The 14,772-nt window shown below is 68.8% G+C and carries 14 protein-coding genes; 7 read left to right on the top strand and 7 right to left on the bottom strand.

Annotated elements, in window-relative coordinates; all coding sequences use genetic code 11:
* Positions 1 to 49: 49 nt before the first annotated feature.
* Both ACWHYQ_RS07690 and ACWHYQ_RS07685 read right to left on the bottom strand, forming a co-directional pair.
* On the bottom strand, positions 50 to 1,549 hold the full coding sequence (locus tag ACWHYQ_RS07690; RefSeq protein WP_447975107.1) for an FAD-dependent thymidylate synthase: 1,500 nt from the start codon (positions 1,547 to 1,549) through the stop codon (positions 50 to 52).
* Positions 1,550 to 1,635: 86 nt separating this feature from the next.
* Positions 1,636 to 2,697: a YeiH family protein gene (locus ACWHYQ_RS07685; RefSeq protein WP_447975106.1), complete on the bottom strand. Its 1,062-nt coding sequence runs from the start codon at positions 2,695 to 2,697 to the stop codon at positions 1,636 to 1,638.
* Positions 2,698 to 2,949: 252 nt separating this feature from the next.
* On the opposite strand from ACWHYQ_RS07685, the gene ACWHYQ_RS07680 reads away from it, so the two are divergent.
* Positions 2,950 to 3,588 carry a DedA family protein gene (locus tag ACWHYQ_RS07680; RefSeq protein WP_447975105.1) on the top strand — a complete coding sequence of 213 codons (639 nt, stop codon included), beginning with the start codon at positions 2,950 to 2,952 and terminating at the stop codon, positions 3,586 to 3,588.
* Between the two features lie 38 nt (positions 3,589 to 3,626).
* Here the strand turns inward: ACWHYQ_RS07680 and ACWHYQ_RS07675 are convergent, their stop codons facing one another.
* Positions 3,627 to 3,875 (bottom strand): hypothetical protein, encoded by a 249-nt coding sequence (locus tag ACWHYQ_RS07675; protein ID WP_447975104.1) that lies wholly within the window; start codon positions 3,873 to 3,875, stop codon positions 3,627 to 3,629.
* A gap of 374 nt (positions 3,876 to 4,249) precedes the next feature.
* On the opposite strand from ACWHYQ_RS07675, the gene ACWHYQ_RS07670 reads away from it, so the two are divergent.
* On the top strand, positions 4,250 to 4,414 hold the full coding sequence (locus tag ACWHYQ_RS07670) for an FmdB family zinc ribbon protein (protein WP_447975103.1): 165 nt from the start codon (positions 4,250 to 4,252) through the stop codon (positions 4,412 to 4,414).
* A gap of 159 nt (positions 4,415 to 4,573) precedes the next feature.
* Here the strand turns inward: ACWHYQ_RS07670 and ACWHYQ_RS07665 are convergent, their stop codons facing one another.
* From ACWHYQ_RS07665 to ACWHYQ_RS07650, 4 genes are all read right to left on the bottom strand, one after another.
* Positions 4,574 to 5,836, bottom strand: coding sequence for a hypothetical protein (locus ACWHYQ_RS07665; protein ID WP_447975102.1), 1,263 nt, complete (start codon positions 5,834 to 5,836; stop codon positions 4,574 to 4,576).
* 125 nt (positions 5,837 to 5,961) lie between these two features.
* On the bottom strand, positions 5,962 to 6,603 hold the full coding sequence (locus ACWHYQ_RS07660; protein WP_447975101.1) for a DNA-3-methyladenine glycosylase family protein: 642 nt from the start codon (positions 6,601 to 6,603) through the stop codon (positions 5,962 to 5,964).
* A 249-nt stretch (positions 6,604 to 6,852) separates the two neighbouring features.
* A complete protein-coding gene (locus ACWHYQ_RS07655) occupies positions 6,853 to 7,092 on the bottom strand; it encodes a CDGSH iron-sulfur domain-containing protein (protein ID WP_447975100.1) in 240 nt (79 codons plus the stop codon).
* A gap of 80 nt (positions 7,093 to 7,172) precedes the next feature.
* The gene (locus ACWHYQ_RS07650) at positions 7,173 to 8,138 is read right to left on the bottom strand and encodes a ChaN family lipoprotein (RefSeq protein WP_447975099.1); all 966 of its coding nucleotides are present in this window, start codon (positions 8,136 to 8,138) and stop codon (positions 7,173 to 7,175) included.
* Between the two features lie 170 nt (positions 8,139 to 8,308).
* Between ACWHYQ_RS07650 and ACWHYQ_RS07645 the strand changes: the two genes are divergently transcribed.
* The 5 genes from ACWHYQ_RS07645 (at position 8,309) to ACWHYQ_RS07625 (ending at position 14,768) form a co-directional block, all read left to right on the top strand.
* The gene (locus ACWHYQ_RS07645) at positions 8,309 to 9,025 is read left to right on the top strand and encodes a TenA family transcriptional regulator (protein WP_447975098.1); all 717 of its coding nucleotides are present in this window, start codon (positions 8,309 to 8,311) and stop codon (positions 9,023 to 9,025) included.
* Between the two features lie 327 nt (positions 9,026 to 9,352).
* Complete coding sequence (locus ACWHYQ_RS07640; RefSeq protein ID WP_447975097.1) at positions 9,353 to 10,237, top strand: hypothetical protein; 885 nt, start codon at positions 9,353 to 9,355, stop codon at positions 10,235 to 10,237.
* Between the two features lie 155 nt (positions 10,238 to 10,392).
* The gene (locus ACWHYQ_RS07635) at positions 10,393 to 11,334 is read left to right on the top strand and encodes an AAA family ATPase (RefSeq protein WP_447975096.1); all 942 of its coding nucleotides are present in this window, start codon (positions 10,393 to 10,395) and stop codon (positions 11,332 to 11,334) included.
* 84 nt (positions 11,335 to 11,418) lie between these two features.
* Positions 11,419 to 12,555, top strand: coding sequence for a DUF58 domain-containing protein (locus ACWHYQ_RS07630; RefSeq protein ID WP_447975095.1), 1,137 nt, complete (start codon positions 11,419 to 11,421; stop codon positions 12,553 to 12,555).
* Positions 12,552 to 14,768 carry a transglutaminase TgpA family protein gene (locus ACWHYQ_RS07625; protein ID WP_447975094.1) on the top strand — a complete coding sequence of 739 codons (2,217 nt, stop codon included), beginning with the start codon at positions 12,552 to 12,554 and terminating at the stop codon, positions 14,766 to 14,768. Before ACWHYQ_RS07630 ends, ACWHYQ_RS07625 begins: the two co-directional genes overlap by 4 nt.
* The last annotated feature ends 4 nt before the right edge of the window (positions 14,769 to 14,772 follow it).

Genomic DNA, 14,772 nt, shown 5'->3' with positions numbered 1-14,772 from the left:
CGGCCAGCATAAAAGGTCCCTCACCGGTCGCCCCGGTCCTGCCGACTATCTACCGCGTCAGGGTGTCCTCGACGTCCGGCGGGGTCGCTTGGATTTGGTCGGCGAGGTAGGGATAGCGGCGGGCGAGCTGCTGCTTCATTGCCCAGGCGACGCGGCGGTAGGACCAGTGCCCCTTGACACCGGAGCGCAGCTTCGCGATGTACTCCGCCTCGGCGTAGTCCATCTTGAAGAGGCAGCGGACCTTGAACCCGAAGGGGATCGCGTAGAGCGCCGCCTCCTGGCTGGCCGCGCGGAGCCGCTCGATGTCCGCCTTCACCGCGTCCATCGCCATGACGTAATCGGCTCGCAGGCCGGCCTCCGCCAGCGGCGGCGGCACCTCGTATCCGTGCAGGGTCGTGAACGTCTGCTGCACCTGCTGGCAGCGCCGGTGCCGGTGCAGGTCCCGCCAGCCGCCGATGTCCATCAGGATATCGAAGACGAAGGCGTAGCCGCAGCGGAACTCCTTGATCAGCTCGTCGTAAGGCCCGCGGCGGCGGAGCGCCACCTCGACCGTCTCCCGCTTCTGTTTGTCGGCCCAGTCCCGGACGACGGCGAGAATCAGCCGATAGGGCGCATGGCTCACCCGGTAGAGCAGCGTGGCGACCAGCTCGTCCATCGGGTCGTGGGGCTCGATGAGGTCTACGGCTTCGGTCGTCCCTGGCACCGCCGCCCAGGCCGACGGCTGATCGAGCCCCGCGGCCTTGAGCACGTCCCGCCCATACTGGGCCAGGTCGGTGTAGACCGCGGCGAGATAGGGGCTCGGCGCGGCGTGCCGGGCCAGCGTCGGCGCGAGCGGTTCGGCGAGCCCGGCCGGCTGACCGCACAGCTCGGCCCAGAGATTGACTGGGGGGCGCTGGCAGGCCTCCCGCAGCTCCTCGCCGATCTGCTTCAGCTCGGGGAGCTGCGAGGAGAGCAGCCGGGTGATCTGCTTCTCGAGCGTCCGGATGCTGACGACCTGGCCCACGTTCGTCCGTGCGGCCAGCGGCAGCAGGTAGCGCGTCACGTCGAACGCGCGGGCGGCGATGATGCGGTCGTAGTCGCCTGCCTTCATGCCCTCGGGCGTGGGATGCCGCGCCTTGAAGAACTGCGTGAGCGGCTCATGGAGCAGCGTGTAGATGGAGGCGAGGCTGCGGAGGATGCCCTGGTAGGCGCCTTCGGTCTCGGTGCCGCGGATGGACTCGGGGGTGACGCAGCCGCTCGGGCCGAAGTTCTGGTACCGGCTGGATTTGGCCTGGCCGTCCCAGAGCGGCTCGTCCTCGATCCGGATGGCCGCGAGCTCGGAGACATTCTCGAAACAGATGATGACGTGGCCGAGGTCGGCGATCGAGGCGTGGCCGTACGCGAAGTAGAACTGCTCCCAGAACTTCTCGGAAGAGTGGGTGTGCACCCAGCGGATGCTGTCCTCGATGGAGTCCGGCGAGCGGCTGTAGCGCGCGAGCGCGTACGCCGACTTCTCCGGCGGCATGGGGGCGACCGCAACGACGCGGCGTGTGGGACCGTCAGCAGGCATCGGTATCCGTCCTTCGTTTTTTATCATTCGCTCCGTGCCAGGAGTGACGGGTGCCGAGTGGCCCATGACCCGTGAAGCGTTCCCCTTTACAGGACTTTCCCGAACAGCACGGAGGCGGCGGCGAGCGCGAGCAGCGTGTTGGCCACGGTCGCCAGGAAGTACACGAGCACGGGCCGCCAGCCCACCTTGGTGAACTCGTCGAAGGTCAGCTCCAGCCCGATGCAGACGAACGCGGCGGTGAGGAACCAGTTCCGCAGCGGGACGATGGCCTGCTTGACCTGGTCGGGGGTGAGCAGCCCGGCTGTCGTGACCAGCGACGCGACGAGGAACCCCAAGACGAACTTGGGGAACCGCGTCCAGATGTCCCGAGGATCCGGCTTCTGGTCGGGCTTGCGCTCGACCACCACCACCCAGTAGACCGCGAGCAAGAACGCCGCGAAGCCGATCAGGGCGTTCTGGGAGACCTTCACCACCGAGGCCACCTTCATGGCGGCCTCACTGTGGATGGCGCCGGCCCCGACCACCGCCGCGGTCGTGTCAATGTTCCCGCCGATCCAGGCGCCGGCCACATCCGGCGAGAGGCCCATGGCCTTGGCGGCGTAAGGCTGGAGCAGCATGAGCGGGAGCGCAAAGACGATGACCAGCGTGGCCACGTAGGTCAGGTGCTCCTTCTTGGCGAGCACGGCCCCGGCCGCCGCGATCGCGGCCGAGACCCCGCAGATCGAAACAGAGGCCGCCATCAGCGCCCGCAGCTTGTCGTCCAGCTTGAACCAGCCGGCAAGCTGCCAAGTCAGGAAGAAAATCGTCGTGACCACGATCACGGCCTGGATCATGCCCCGCGCGCCGATCGTGAGGAGGTCCAGGAAATTGATGGTGGCGCCCATGAGCACCAATCCTGTCTTGAGGAAGAACTCGGTCCGGAAGGCGGCGCTCAGCCGCTCCCGGGAGCCGGCGGCCCGCAGCGCGAGGTTGGCGGCCAGTCCGAGCCCGGCCGCCCAGAGCGGATATTCCAGGACCTCCCGGCCGAGCCAGAACTTGCTCTGGTGCGTGAGCCGGTTGGCTAGCAGGGCGAGCGCGATCACGAGCAGGAACGACAGGACGCCGCCGAGCCCATCGCTGCTCTTGTGCACCGGTGCGTGCTCCGTCACCGAGGTCCGCCCCTTACCAGGGAACCTGGGCGATGAGACCCGTCGCCGCCAGCACGACCAGGCCTAACCCCATCAGCACAGCTAGCCAGTCTTCGGTCATCGCTCGGAAGCTCACCGCTATCAGCTTTTCGGATGCGCCGCACTATAGCGCCCTCTGGGGGCCGGTGCAAGCCGGAGAGCGGCGCGTCCCCGCTGGCCTTCCAGTGCAGTCCCACTGTACAATCACGGCTTCTTGTCACGGGAGCGTCGCGCGTGAATCACTGGATCAGTCTCTGGTTCCAATGGGTGCATGACTGGGGCTACGCGGGCATCGTGCTGCTGATGGCCATGGAAAGCTCGGTCTTCCCGATTCCTAGCGAGATCGTGATCCCTCCGGCCGCCTACTGGGCGACCCAGGGCCGGTACAGCTTCGGCGGCGTGGTTCTGGCGGGGACGGTGGGTAGTTACCTGGGCGCCGCGGCCACGTACTGGGTCGCGCGCTGGCTGGGCCGGCCGCTGCTGGTTCGTTATGGCAAATACGTCTTTTGCCCGGAGGACAAGCTGCTGCGGGCGGAGCGCTGGCTCGCCCGCTATGAAGCCGGCGGGGTGTTTTTCGCCCGACTCGTTCCGGTGGTGCGCCACCTGATTGGGATTCCCGCCGGATTGGTCCGGATGCCCTTCGGCCTCTACAGCCTCATGACCGTCATCGGCGCGGGGCTCTGGTGCTGGGTGCTGGCCTGGTTCGGCGGGGACCTGCTCGGGAGCCAGCCGGACCTGATCCAGAACCCGCAGGGGCTGGTGCAGGCCATGAAGCAACGCTCTGACCTGGTCGGCGGGTTCGCCCTGCTTCTCTGCGCGCTGTACGTGCTGGTGATGCGCCTCACCGCGAAGCCGGCGGCGGCCCGTTCCTGATCTCCGGGCCGCCGCCAGAGGCTCCCGGTGGCTCGGTCTTAAGCGCCCACGCGCTCCCGGTCCACTTTCACGTCCGAGATGCTAAGGGACCGGTTCGGCCGCAGCTCGTAGGCCGGGGGAATCTTGTCGGACTTCACGCCGATGTCGGTGAGGAACCGTACCATGCCGTCGTAGGTCGGGAACCGCTTCGTGCGCTTGCTCGCAGTTGCGCTGTCCTTCGGCTCGAAGGTCACTTCGATCGGGCCAGTCTCCTGCTTTCTGAGCTTAAAGGTGCCTTCAACTTCCATGGCTCGCCCCCTCCATTCCACGCTAGCCTGAACCGCCGCGCCGGGGTCCCCATTGCTTTTTCCTTAGCAAGGGGTTGTGTGAGCAATGGGTCGAGCGCGCGGCGGATACCCAGTACCAGTAATTGTTTAGTCTCCTTCCCAGCCTGAACCGCCGCATCACCGCCGCTAATCCGTGCGAGGGGCTGGGCTCGCCGCTGTCCTCCCAGGGCGGCGGCCCGTCTGCGAACGGTAAGGGTTGAAAGCGAAACGGAGAGTGTTGAAAATATAGCAAAACGTCGCTCTGGGGACAACGGGGCGAGAGCCGGCTCCCGCCGCATCCCGCGACGCGGCAGGGTCTGGCCGGAGCCTCAAAGGACAGCCGGGAGGTGGTGCCGATGCCGATGTACGAGTACAAGTGTCTGGACTGCGGCAAGGAAGCGCTCTTGAGCCTGAGCCTCAAAGACCATGACAGCGGTGCGGTGACCTGCCCGTCCTGTAAGAGCAAGCGGATGGAGCAGCTCATCACCAGCGTCATGGCCAAGACGAGCCGGAAGAGCTAGCTCCGTCCTGCCGGCTTCAGAGATTTGCTGTCCCGCCGAGGCGGGGGCCACCCCGGGGACCTCACGGCACGCACCTGCAGGCCACGGGTGGCGTCTGCCGCCCGTGCGGCTTCTCTTCGTCCAGCGCTCCGGCAGCTCTTTGGCCCGCCGGTTGAGCGCTCACTCATATTCCAGGGACTGCATCATCCGGTCGAAGTCCCGGACCGCTCCCTCATAGCTCGCGGTCTGCAACTGGAAGATCCCGATCTCCACGTTCTGGTCGTCGCCCGGCAGGCGGGAGGCCGACAGGACCCACTGCTGGTGCACGATCATCACATACCCGCTCGGAGAGGTCAGCAGGAAGCTGGCTTCGAACCCGCGCTTCCCGGCGACCGCGGTCTCTTTGGCGCCGATGGTCTTGGCGGCGCCGCCGTACTCTCCTTCCAGATGCTTGCGGAGAAACTCGACGCCGTCCGCGGACTGCACGAGGTCGAACGTGTCTCGGGGGAAAAGGCCGTGGTTGATCAGGATCGTCGCCACGGGCCTCCAGGGCTTCTCGTTCTTGTCCGGCCGGATCAACGCGATGCCGCCCCGGTCCAACATCTGCGCGATCTGGGCCCGGTCGGCGGTTGCCGCGGAAGAAAGATCCTGGAACCGCTGCGCCCAATACTCCTGGCCTCCGCCGTACCACCCGCCGAGCATTCCCATTTTCCATTTGGAAAAGCGGGTCCGCTGCCCGACGTAGGCGGGCGCCTCGGAAGGCGCCCGCTCGTAGCGCACGGTCGCCAGCATGGCGGAGAAGTCCTGGTAGCGCGCGTCGAAGTCGGGGCCCCGCGTCCGGAGTTGGAAGAGTTGGACTTCTCCGCTCAGCAACGTCACGTAGTGGACCACCTGGTATTGGGCCGTGCCGTCGGCCGAGTCGGTCCGAAAGATCGCCTGGTAGGCCGGCTGCCCGCCGGTCTTCATGGACTGCTCGCTCACGAGCGTCATTCGGTTCGCCGGATTGATCTTCGCGGCACTCGCCTGGAAGGCCTGCCAGAGCCTGGCCCGGAATCCCGGATCGCCGATCGCGGCCGCCTCCGGGGCCAAGGCCACGTACAGCTCGGCGATATCGAACCGGGTAGGTCGAGGGTTCCCCTTCATGGCTTCGGCGCTGTACGCGGCGTAGATGTCGTTGGCTCGAATCGTTCGGAGCAGGCTCGCCGTGGCGTCCGGGCCGCCGCCGACGGGCGCGGCCGCCAGCTTCCGCTCCCAGAAGTCCGGCGTGCCGCCGAGCCAGCCGGGGGCGAGGTCCATGGACCACTTGAGCTGCCGGCCCTCGACGTGGCGCGGCCCGAAGCCGGCGGTCCGGCCCGAACCGTCCGCTGGTCCCGTTGCGCATCCGGCGAGGAGCCAAAAGGCGAGCGCCGACCACAAGGCGGATCGAAACCAGTGAGGCCGCATGGGAGTTCCTCCTTGGTTAGGAACCTGTCCCGCAGCTTACGAGAAGGGCGACGGGAGGCCAATACGCCGAACGGCGTACGTAGAAGCTGCGGGGCTGCCGACCGACGCGAGGTCGTGCGCGGGCCCTAGTCCTGCCGCAGGCTCCGCCAGAGATACCAGCAGGCCACCGTCTCGTAGGGGTGCCAGGGTCTGGCGATGGTCCGGATCGTCCGCGCCGTTGGGAGCCGGCGCAGCCCGTACCAGCGCTGGATTGCCTTCCGGATGCCCAGGTCGTCCACGGGCAGCACATCCGGCCGGTTGAGCGCGAACATCAGGAACATCTCGGCGGTCCACCGGCCGATGCCGTGGATCGAGACGAGCGCGGCAATGATAGCGTCGTTCGAGAGGCGGCCGAACCGCCGCGGCTGGATGCGGCCGTCGCAAAAGCCCGCCGCCAGGTCCTTCAGGTAGGCGATCTTCTGCCGAGACAGGCCGGCGGCGCGCAGGCGCAGCACCGGCGTCTTGGCGAGCGCCGCGGGAGTCGGACGGCGGCCGTGGAACAGGGCGGCGAAGCGGTCGTAGATGGCGGCGGCCACCGGGGCGGAAAGCTGCTGCGAGATGATCGAGTCGCAGAGGGTGGCAAAGTAGTCGCGGCGCGGGACGAGCGTGCAGGGGCCGAGGCGCGCGATCAGCCGGCGCAAGACCGGATCGGCCTTGGCGAGGTGGCGAATGGCAGGCTGATGGTTGTTCCTAGGTCCGGGGCCAAGATCCGTCCTGAGGAGCGCCATCAGGGGAGTCGCTCAGCGCGCGTTGCGATCGCTGCGCGTCTTGGAGCCACCTCTGTCGAGGTGAGCAACTGTAAGACTGCTTTGCAGTCTGGCGGAAAGTGGATCGTAGCCAGAGAGGAATCTGCCGCAGGACCTCGATCGCATCCAGGCGTTCCCGGGCCGAACGCGCCAGCCAGTGGCTCTTCGCATCCGAGGGCTCGTGAAGTCGGCCGGAAGTTCCTGGTTGCGCGCGGATCGCTGCCCTGACGGCTAGATTCTCGAGTGCGTCCCGTCGCAGAAAGGCGGACGCTTCGTGTGCTTGCAGCCGCAGAAGGCGACCCGCTTGGTCTCCTTGAACTCGACCTCCAGGGGCGCGAAGTCGGTCCCCGTGTGCGAGCCGTCGCAGAAGGGCTGCGTCTTGGACCGCCCGCACCGGCACCAGTACACCGTGCCTGGCCCGACTTCCAAGACGTAGGGCCCGCGCTGCGCGATGACGACCTGATCGGCCATGCAGTCCTCCTCACCTCGTGTCTCGCGCCCCAACAGAGGCGGCATTGTACTCGAAGATCAACCGAGAAAGAAAGGCGGCCTTACCGGCAGCGGCGCGGCGCCCCGTGGGCGCTCAGCGGCGTCAGCCAGAGGTAGTCGGCAATCCCGTCTCGGAGGAGCGCCTGGATCTCCTCCACCCGGTCCGGCGTGAAGGCCGTCAAATAAATCGTCGCCTGCGTGACCGTGCCGGCCCGCCGGCGCTGGACGCGGTTGGGGACCGGCAGACGGTACTGGATGTGGCCACCGCCGGTATAGCTTACGACAGGGCCGGCGCCGACCGGCGGGTGATCGAGGAAGCTGGCGATCGTCTTGGCCATGCCCTCGTCCCGGAAGAGGGAGGCCTCGTACATCCGCTGATAGGCCTCGTCCGATAGGCCGTCGTGGCAGCGCCGGATCTGGTCGAAGAGGACCCGGCGGTAGGCGGGCTCGTCGGCCAGCGGCTCGTTCAGCATGCCCCAGCGCATCATCTCCGGGTCCGCGAGCGCCTGTGAGAGGCCGCGCTTGGCGACCTGGCGGACCAGCGCGCGCGGCGGGTTGAGCGCGAGCACGGGCGTCCCTGTCTCCCGCGCGAAAGCGATGAGCGGCTCGTACTCTTCGAAGGCGCCGCCCCAGTTCTGCTCCCAATGGGCCTCCTGGAGGAACCGCTCCCGCGTCGTCCGGTGATCCGCCACGTAGCGGTCGAGTGCCGGCTGCCCGTCCCAGCCGAACATTTCGAGGGCCAGGATCGGCCGCCGGCCTCGTGCGATCAGAGCCCGCAGGATCTTCAGCGCTCCCTCGACGTGATGGCGGTTGCGGTGTTCCTCGCCCAGATAGATCACCTGGGTCGCGGCTAGGTCGCGGATCCAGTCGTCGAAGGGGACCGGCTGCGCGGTCCGCGCGTCTAGCACCTGCCATTCCCGAAACAGGGGCTTGGTGGGCGCGCTGTCCGGCTCGGCCGGGCGGCCGGCGGGCGCGACGAGCAGGCCGATCAGGATGAGGGCGGTACAGGCGGGAAACCACTTGCCCATTCGGTGTCTCCGACAAACCCAGACGGCCAATCGGATACGCGTGCCGGCCGAGGAGGGCGGGCCCCAATTTCCTACCTACCACAGCCGCCGGGGCTCGGCAAGTCGGCGATCTTGACGGCCAGGGAGGGCGGGGCTATGCTGGCGCTGGCGCTCCTGCGGCGGTGCATCCGATGGCGAACCTCACCACCAAGCCCTCAGCCCAGGAATTCCTGCGCGCATTGGAGCAAGAGCTCCAAGCCCTCCCGGTGCACCAGAATCCCTTTTTCGTCGCCTTCCATCGCGGCGTCACGCGCGAGCAGCTCCGGCGCTTCGTCCGGCAGTGGTACCGGTTCGGCATCCAGTTCCGGAAGATCCTGATCGGGCTGCTATACAACCTCTCCGACAAGGACGAGGGGATCGGGCTGGAATTGATGCGCGTCCTCTATTCGGAATACGGCGGCGGGGTGCGCGAGGACGTGCACGCCGCGCAGATCCTCCGGCTGGCGGACCGGCTGGGGATTGACCGGGCCACGCTCGCCGACGAGCGCCTCTGTCCCGAGGCGCAGGATTATATTGACACGATCGGCGCGGTCTTCCTCCACGGGGATCTGCCGTCCGCACTCGGCGCCTCGTTCGGCATCGAGACGACCGCGGGTCTGACCTACCGCTACCTGTATGGCGGGCTCCTGACCTTTCCGGACCTGTCCTTGGAGGACATCCGCTTCTTCCAGACCCATCTCTTCGAGGAGCTCCAGCACGGCGACTGGCTCCGCGCCGCGCTGGCGGCCTACGCCAACCTAGAGGAGCAGCGCGAGAAGGTGCGGGCCCACGCCCTGCTCGCCATGGAGAAGTGGCACGGCCTCTGGCGGGGCATGGAGCGCCACGTCCTGAGCCCCCATGGGGCTTGATCCGCGGGTGCTCGCCGACTTCCGGGCCCGGCTCAGCCAGGCCCGGAAGTCGGACCCACAGGCCTGGGAGGCCTCCAGCCGGCTGGTCGGCCGAGACGCGGCGCCGGCGACGCCGCGCACGTCCAAGATCTGCCCGCCGAGACGCTCAAGCAGCTCACCGGTCTGCCCGCCACCAAGGCCGTCCGTGCCCTCTGCCTGCTTTTCGGACTGCTCACCGAGCCAGCCGGCGCGGCGGCCGGCTCCTCGCTCGCGCCGACGCAGATCGAAGACCTCGTCCGCCGCGCCGCCAATCCCTTTGACCTCCTGCTCGATGTGGATGAGCCGTCGGTGCTCGATCTTGGCGCGGGCGATCTCTCGTTGGCCGCCGAACTGGCCGACCAGTACGTGCCGCGGCTGGCGGCCCGGTCCAAGGAGCTGACGCTCCACTGTGTAGACCGGCTGCATCCGGACTCGAAGCTGGGCGGGCGGCTGCACGCGGACCGGGCGCGGCTGGATCGGCTGAGGTGTTACCCGACCCCGGGCCTTCACTTCCGATTCTGGGGCGGGCAGGACATGTTCGCGCTGGGGCGGCTCAAAGGCCTCCGGCCGCGGTACACGATCGCCGCCTGTTATGCGCCGCCGACGCCTGCCTGCGCCTTCGAGCCGACGCGCCTGTCCCGCGCGGTGATCGAGCGCCGCCTGCGCGAAACCAAGGGGGAGTTCCGGCTGGTGCGCGAGGGCGGCGAGGCGGCGCTCGAGGTGCGCCATGGGGGGCAGGCGCTCCTGTTTCCCCCCTGGAAGTTCGAGATTCGCGGGCCGCTCGCTTTGCTGGAGCTGGTGGCCCAGCGCGGGCAGCTCGGCGTCCTGGCCGCGGTGGATGCGGAGGTGTTCTGGGAGCTGCTCGCCCAGTTGCTCGCCGACGACTGCTACCGGCCGGCCGATGTCGTCTTTGAGCCGGGCACGCTGCGCGAGATCTTCGGCGAGGTCCACGCCCGCCTGTCCGCGCTCCAGCTCGGCGAGGCGGTGGCGCTGTCGGAGATCGCGCCGCTGCGTGCGGCGCTGCCCCGCGTGCTGAGCACGGGCGGGGAGCCGGGGCCGCCCGCTCGCTTTCGCTACGTCCAGATCCGCCGCGGCGCAGTGTTCGAGGGTGTGCCGGCCAGCTCCACCGCGCGCCTGTTCGCGCACATGACCGAGGAGCCGCCGCCCTGGTTTGTCGTGCTGGTGCCGGAGTAAGAAGCCGGACGACGCGAGCTCGTTCTGGCACCCAGCTCCAGCGAAGAAAGCACCACCGCACGCTTCGTCCAAACGCCCTCCGTAAATTGACGGCCCCCGACCCCTCTGCTAAGCTCTGCCCGTCATCCCGTCGCGAGGGATAGTCCGGTCAACGCATGGATACCACCGCGAAGATCCGCGCGATTCAGGCGAACATCGAGCGCGTCATTAAGGGGAAGACCCAGGTGGTCGAGCTAGCCGTCGTGTGCCTCCTGGCGCGCGGGCATCTGCTGATCGAGGACGTGCCGGGCGTGGGGAAGACGACCCTGGCCCACAGCCTCGCCCGCTCGCTCGATTGCTCGTTCCGGCGCATCCAGTTCACGAGCGACCTCCTGCCATCCGACATCCTGGGCGTCTCGATCTTCAACCAGCAACGCCAGGCCTTCGAGTTCAAGCCGGGCCCCATCTTCGCGAACGTGGTCCTGGCAGACGAGATCAACCGCACGACGCCCAAGACCCAGAGCAGCCTGCTCGAGGCGATGAACGACGCGCAGGTGTCGGTCGACAGCCAAACCTATCCGCTCCCGGCGCCGTTCATGGTCGTGGCGACCCAGAATCCCATGGAGTATCACGGCACGTTCCCGCTCCCCGAGTCGCAGCTCGACCGGTTCCTCATGCGGATCCGGATCGGCTATCCCGACCCGGCCGAGGAGAAGAAGATCCTCGATCGCGAGCAGGTGCTGCATCCGGCCGACGACCTGAAGCCGGTCGCCTCGGTGGCGGAGGTCCTCGCCCTGCAACAGCGGGCCGAGCGGGTCCGCCTCGAGGGCAGTCTCAAGCAGTACCTGCTCGCCATCGTAGCCGAGACCCGGCGGAGCGAGCTGCTGGCCCTGGGGGTAAGCCCGCGGGGGGCGCTCGCGCTTCAGACCGCGGCGAAGGCGCTCGCGCTGGCCCGCGGGCGGGACTACTGCCTGCCGGACGACCTGAAGGAGCTGGCGCCCGTGGTGCTCTCGCATCGAGTGCTGCTCAGCTCTGGGCAGGGCGGGTCCAGCCGGCGCTTCGAAGAGGCCGGGCAGGTCATTCAGGACATCGTGGACTCGGTGCCAGTGCCGCTCTGAAACCGGGGCGAGGGGCTAGGGGCGAGAGGCTAGCGGTATGGACGCAACCTCTTCCACTGGTCACTTGCGGCTTGCCACTGGCCCATGAATCGGGATTGCCTTCGCCGTTTTCTCCGCTGGTTCGCTCCCTACTCGGTGCGCCTGACCCCCGAAGGCTCGCGGTTCGTCCTGCTGACGCTCGGCGTGGGCGTCGCGGCGATCAATACCGGGAACAATCTCCTCTATCTGTTGCTGGCGATGATGTTGAGCTTGATCGTGGTGTCCGGTCTGCTCTCCGAGCGGTGCCTGCGGGGCCTCATGGTGCGGCGGCGCCTGCCGGAGCATGTCTACGCCAACCGCCCGGCGACGGCCTCACTGTCCGTCGCAAATAAGAAACCTCGCTTCCCGACCTTTTCGCTTCAGGTGCAGGACGTCGTCGGAGGCGTGGCCGTGGATCGGGGCATTCACGTGGCGTATCTCCCGCCGGGCGGCTTCTCCCTGCAGACCTACCCGATCCTGTTCCCGCGGCGCGGGCTCTATCGGATCGAGGGGGTGAGGCTGCAGACGCGGTTCCCGTTCGGGTTGTTCCGGAAGACGGCGACACGGCCGCTGGCGACGGAGATTGCGGTCTATCCGGAGATCGTCCCGCTGCCCGACCGGCTGGCTCGGGAGCTGCCGGCCGCGGGGGACGAGCAGAGTCTCCCGCAGCGAGGCCCGGGAGCAGGGCTCTCCAATCTGCGGGACTACGAGCCGGGGGACGATTCCCGCCGGATCCACTGGAAGACTTCGGCGCGGCGGGCCCGCTTGACGATCCGGGAGACCGAGCTCGAGGACCTGCGCCGCGTGACGCTCGCCCTGCCCACGGCGTGGCCGGCAGGCGGGACAGCGGAGCCGTCGGTACCGGCCGCGGTCGCCGAGGCGTTCGAGCGCGCGGTGTCGCTTATGGCCTCGCTGGCCGCCTCGTTCGAGGAGCGCGGCTACAGCCTCCGGCTCCTGGTCGGATCGGACGAGGTGCCCTTCGGCGCCGGCTCGGCGCACCTTCATCGCATTCTGCGGGTCCTCGCCCTGTGCCAGCCGACGGTCGCGGGACCACGTCAGGAGCTCCCCACGGGCTGGCGCGACCTCGGGGCCCGCGGCGCCTCGGGCGAGCTGGCGATCCTCATCCTGCCCTGGGTGGACCCGCGGCTGGAACAGGCCTGTCGCGGGGTGGGCCGGATCGTCCGGCCGGGAGACGCGCGGTGACGCTCCAGGTCGCCTTCCGCTTCAGCTCGCTGCTCTTGAGCGCCACGGCCTTCACGGGCTTGTTGCTGATGGGCCAGCTTCCGCCGGTCTTGAGCGCGCTCGGGGTGGGCGCGCTCGCGCTCAGCGCCGCGCGCGCCGCGGGCTGGATGCCGGACTGGGGGCCGCTCCGATGGTCCCGCCAGATCTGGAATCGGCTGCTGCTCGCGGCCTGCGCGGCGCTGGTGGTGGATCTCGTCTGGATCTCCCGGGACCTCCTCACGGCCGGCGTGCACCTGCTGGTCGTCCTGATGGTGAGCAAGCTGCTCACGCTGCGGGAGCGCGCCGACTGCACGCATCTCCACGCCATCAGCTTTCTCCAGCTCCTGGCCTGCGCCGCGCTCACCGTCGAGCTGTGGTACGGGGCCGTATTCGTCCTGTACCTGCTGGCCGCGGTCTGGACGCTCCTGCTGTTCCATCTGACCGGCGAGGCCGGGTGGCGCGAGCCCGAGGAGGGAGGAGACGGCGCGGCGACGCAGGCCGCCGAGGCGGGTCGCCGTGGGCCGGTGCGGAGCCCGCTGACGCAGGAGTTCTTCTGGGCCACCAACGGCCTCGCCGCCGGCGCCCTGGCGTTGACGCTCGCGATCTTCTTCGTCACGCCCCGGGTGGGCGCGGGCTTCTTCGAGAAGCGGCGCGTGGACGCCATCAGGACGACGGGCTTTTCGGGCACGGTGGACCTCGGCGAGATCGGCTCGGTCAAGCAAGATGAGACGATCGTCATGCGGGTGATCCTGCCCGATCACCAGGTCCCGGTCGAGGAGCGGCTGTATTTTCGCGGCTCCGCCTTCGACGTGTACAACGGGCGCGCCTGGATCAACAGCCTGAACCCGCGGCACCTGCTGGAGCGATCCGCCAGCGGGGCCTTCCTGGCGCCGGCCGCGCGGCTGCAGGTCCCCGACGGACCCCATCGGGGGCAGCCCCTGGGCCTCCCCGGGCTCCGCCAGGAAATCCTGATGGAGGTGCTGGACACGACGGTCCTGTTCGCCGCCCCCTTCGTCGACACCGTCGAGGGCGGCTTCCTGGCCCTGCAGGGCGACGGCATGGGCAGCCTGCACCTCCCGTACCCGGCCTCGGTGCGCTTCCAGTACCGCGCCTTCTCGATCCCGGACCGGATCGCGGAGGAGGACCGGACCGCCGCCGTGCTGGCCTATCCGCGATCCATCGCGGACCGGTTCCTGCAGCGCCCCCCGATGAGCCCGCGGGTGGCCGAGCTGGCGGCCGAGGTGAGTGGCCAGGCCAAAACGGTCTTGGGGAAGGTGCGCGCCGTCGAGCGGTTCCTGCGCGTCACGTACCGCTACACGCTGGACACGGGGACGGAGGTGTCGGCGCGGCCGCTGGAGGATTTCCTGTTCGTCCGCAAGAGCGGCTACTGCGAGCATTACGCGACAGCCATGGTGCTGATGCTCCGGACGCTCGGGATTCCGGCGCGGCTGGTCACCGGGTTTCTGTCCGGCGAGTGGAACGACTTCGGCCGGTACTACGCGGTCCGGCAGCGGGACGCCCATGCGTGGGTGGAAGTCTACTTCCCGCGCTCCGGCTGGGTCACCTTCGACCCGACGCCGAGCGTGGGCGCAGCTCCCGCGGGCCCGTTTGCGGCGCTCGTCGGCCGGTGGGTGGACTCGCTGCGGCTCAAGTGGGATCGGTTCGTCGTCCAGTACAGCTTCCGCGACCAGGCGATGATCGCGCACGGGTTGCGCGAGCGCGGCGAGCAGGCGACCGGGCGCCTGTCCGCCTGGCTGGCGGATCAGGTCAGGACGGCGGCGCAAGCCTGGCGTGAGGCGGTTCGCTGGAGGCCGGCCTCCGGCCGGATGCCGTGGGTCGCTCTCGGGGTCGGGTTGGCCGTGCTGGGCTTGTTCGTGGCGTGGCGGCGACGGGCCCTGTCGAGGGCCGGGCGCCGTGCTACGTCTGAGGCGCCCGAGCAGACGCCCCTCGTGCGGCTCTACGTTCGGATGTTGCGGCTCCTGGAAGGCCGCGGCCTCCGCAAGCCGCCCGGCGCGACCCCCCTGGAGTTCGCGCGAGCGGTGCGCCGTCAATGGGCCGCGGCCGGCGCCTTCGTCGAGCCGCTCACCGAGCTGTACTGCCGCGCGCGCTTCGGGCGAGCCGCCATCTCGCCGGAGGAGCTGGCGCGGGCGGAGGCCCTGCTGGCCGGCCTCCGCGCCGCGCGCCGCCGCCCCTGATCGC

It is taken from the genome of Nitrospira sp. Kam-Ns4a (genome assembly GCF_965152595.1).
The sequence above is the reverse complement of the archived record's forward strand: the minus strand, read 5'-3'. Positions and strand labels throughout refer to the sequence as shown.

Bases quoted from the DNA above. Each gene is read 5' to 3' on its own strand.
- ACWHYQ_RS07650 (WP_447975099.1), bottom strand. From the start codon at position 8,138: ATGGGCAAGTGGTTTCCCGCCTGTACCGCCCTCATCCTGATCGGCCTG.
- ACWHYQ_RS07665 (WP_447975102.1), bottom strand. From the start codon at position 5,836: ATGCGGCCTCACTGGTTTCGATCCGCCTTGTGGTCGGCGCTCGCCTTT.
- ACWHYQ_RS07675 (WP_447975104.1), bottom strand. From the start codon at position 3,875: ATGGAAGTTGAAGGCACCTTTAAGCTCAGAAAGCAGGAGACTGGCCCG.
- ACWHYQ_RS07660 (WP_447975101.1), bottom strand. From the start codon at position 6,603: ATGGCGCTCCTCAGGACGGATCTTGGCCCCGGACCTAGGAACAACCAT.
- ACWHYQ_RS07670 (WP_447975103.1), top strand. From the start codon at position 4,250: ATGCCGATGTACGAGTACAAGTGTCTGGACTGCGGCAAGGAAGCGCTC.
- ACWHYQ_RS07655 (WP_447975100.1), bottom strand. From the start codon at position 7,092: ATGGCCGATCAGGTCGTCATCGCGCAGCGCGGGCCCTACGTCTTGGAA.
- ACWHYQ_RS07630 (WP_447975095.1), top strand. From the start codon at position 11,419: ATGAATCGGGATTGCCTTCGCCGTTTTCTCCGCTGGTTCGCTCCCTAC.
- ACWHYQ_RS07635 (WP_447975096.1), top strand. From the start codon at position 10,393: ATGGATACCACCGCGAAGATCCGCGCGATTCAGGCGAACATCGAGCGC.
- ACWHYQ_RS07690 (WP_447975107.1), bottom strand. From the start codon at position 1,549: ATGCCTGCTGACGGTCCCACACGCCGCGTCGTTGCGGTCGCCCCCATG.
- ACWHYQ_RS07645 (WP_447975098.1), top strand. From the start codon at position 8,309: ATGGCGAACCTCACCACCAAGCCCTCAGCCCAGGAATTCCTGCGCGCA.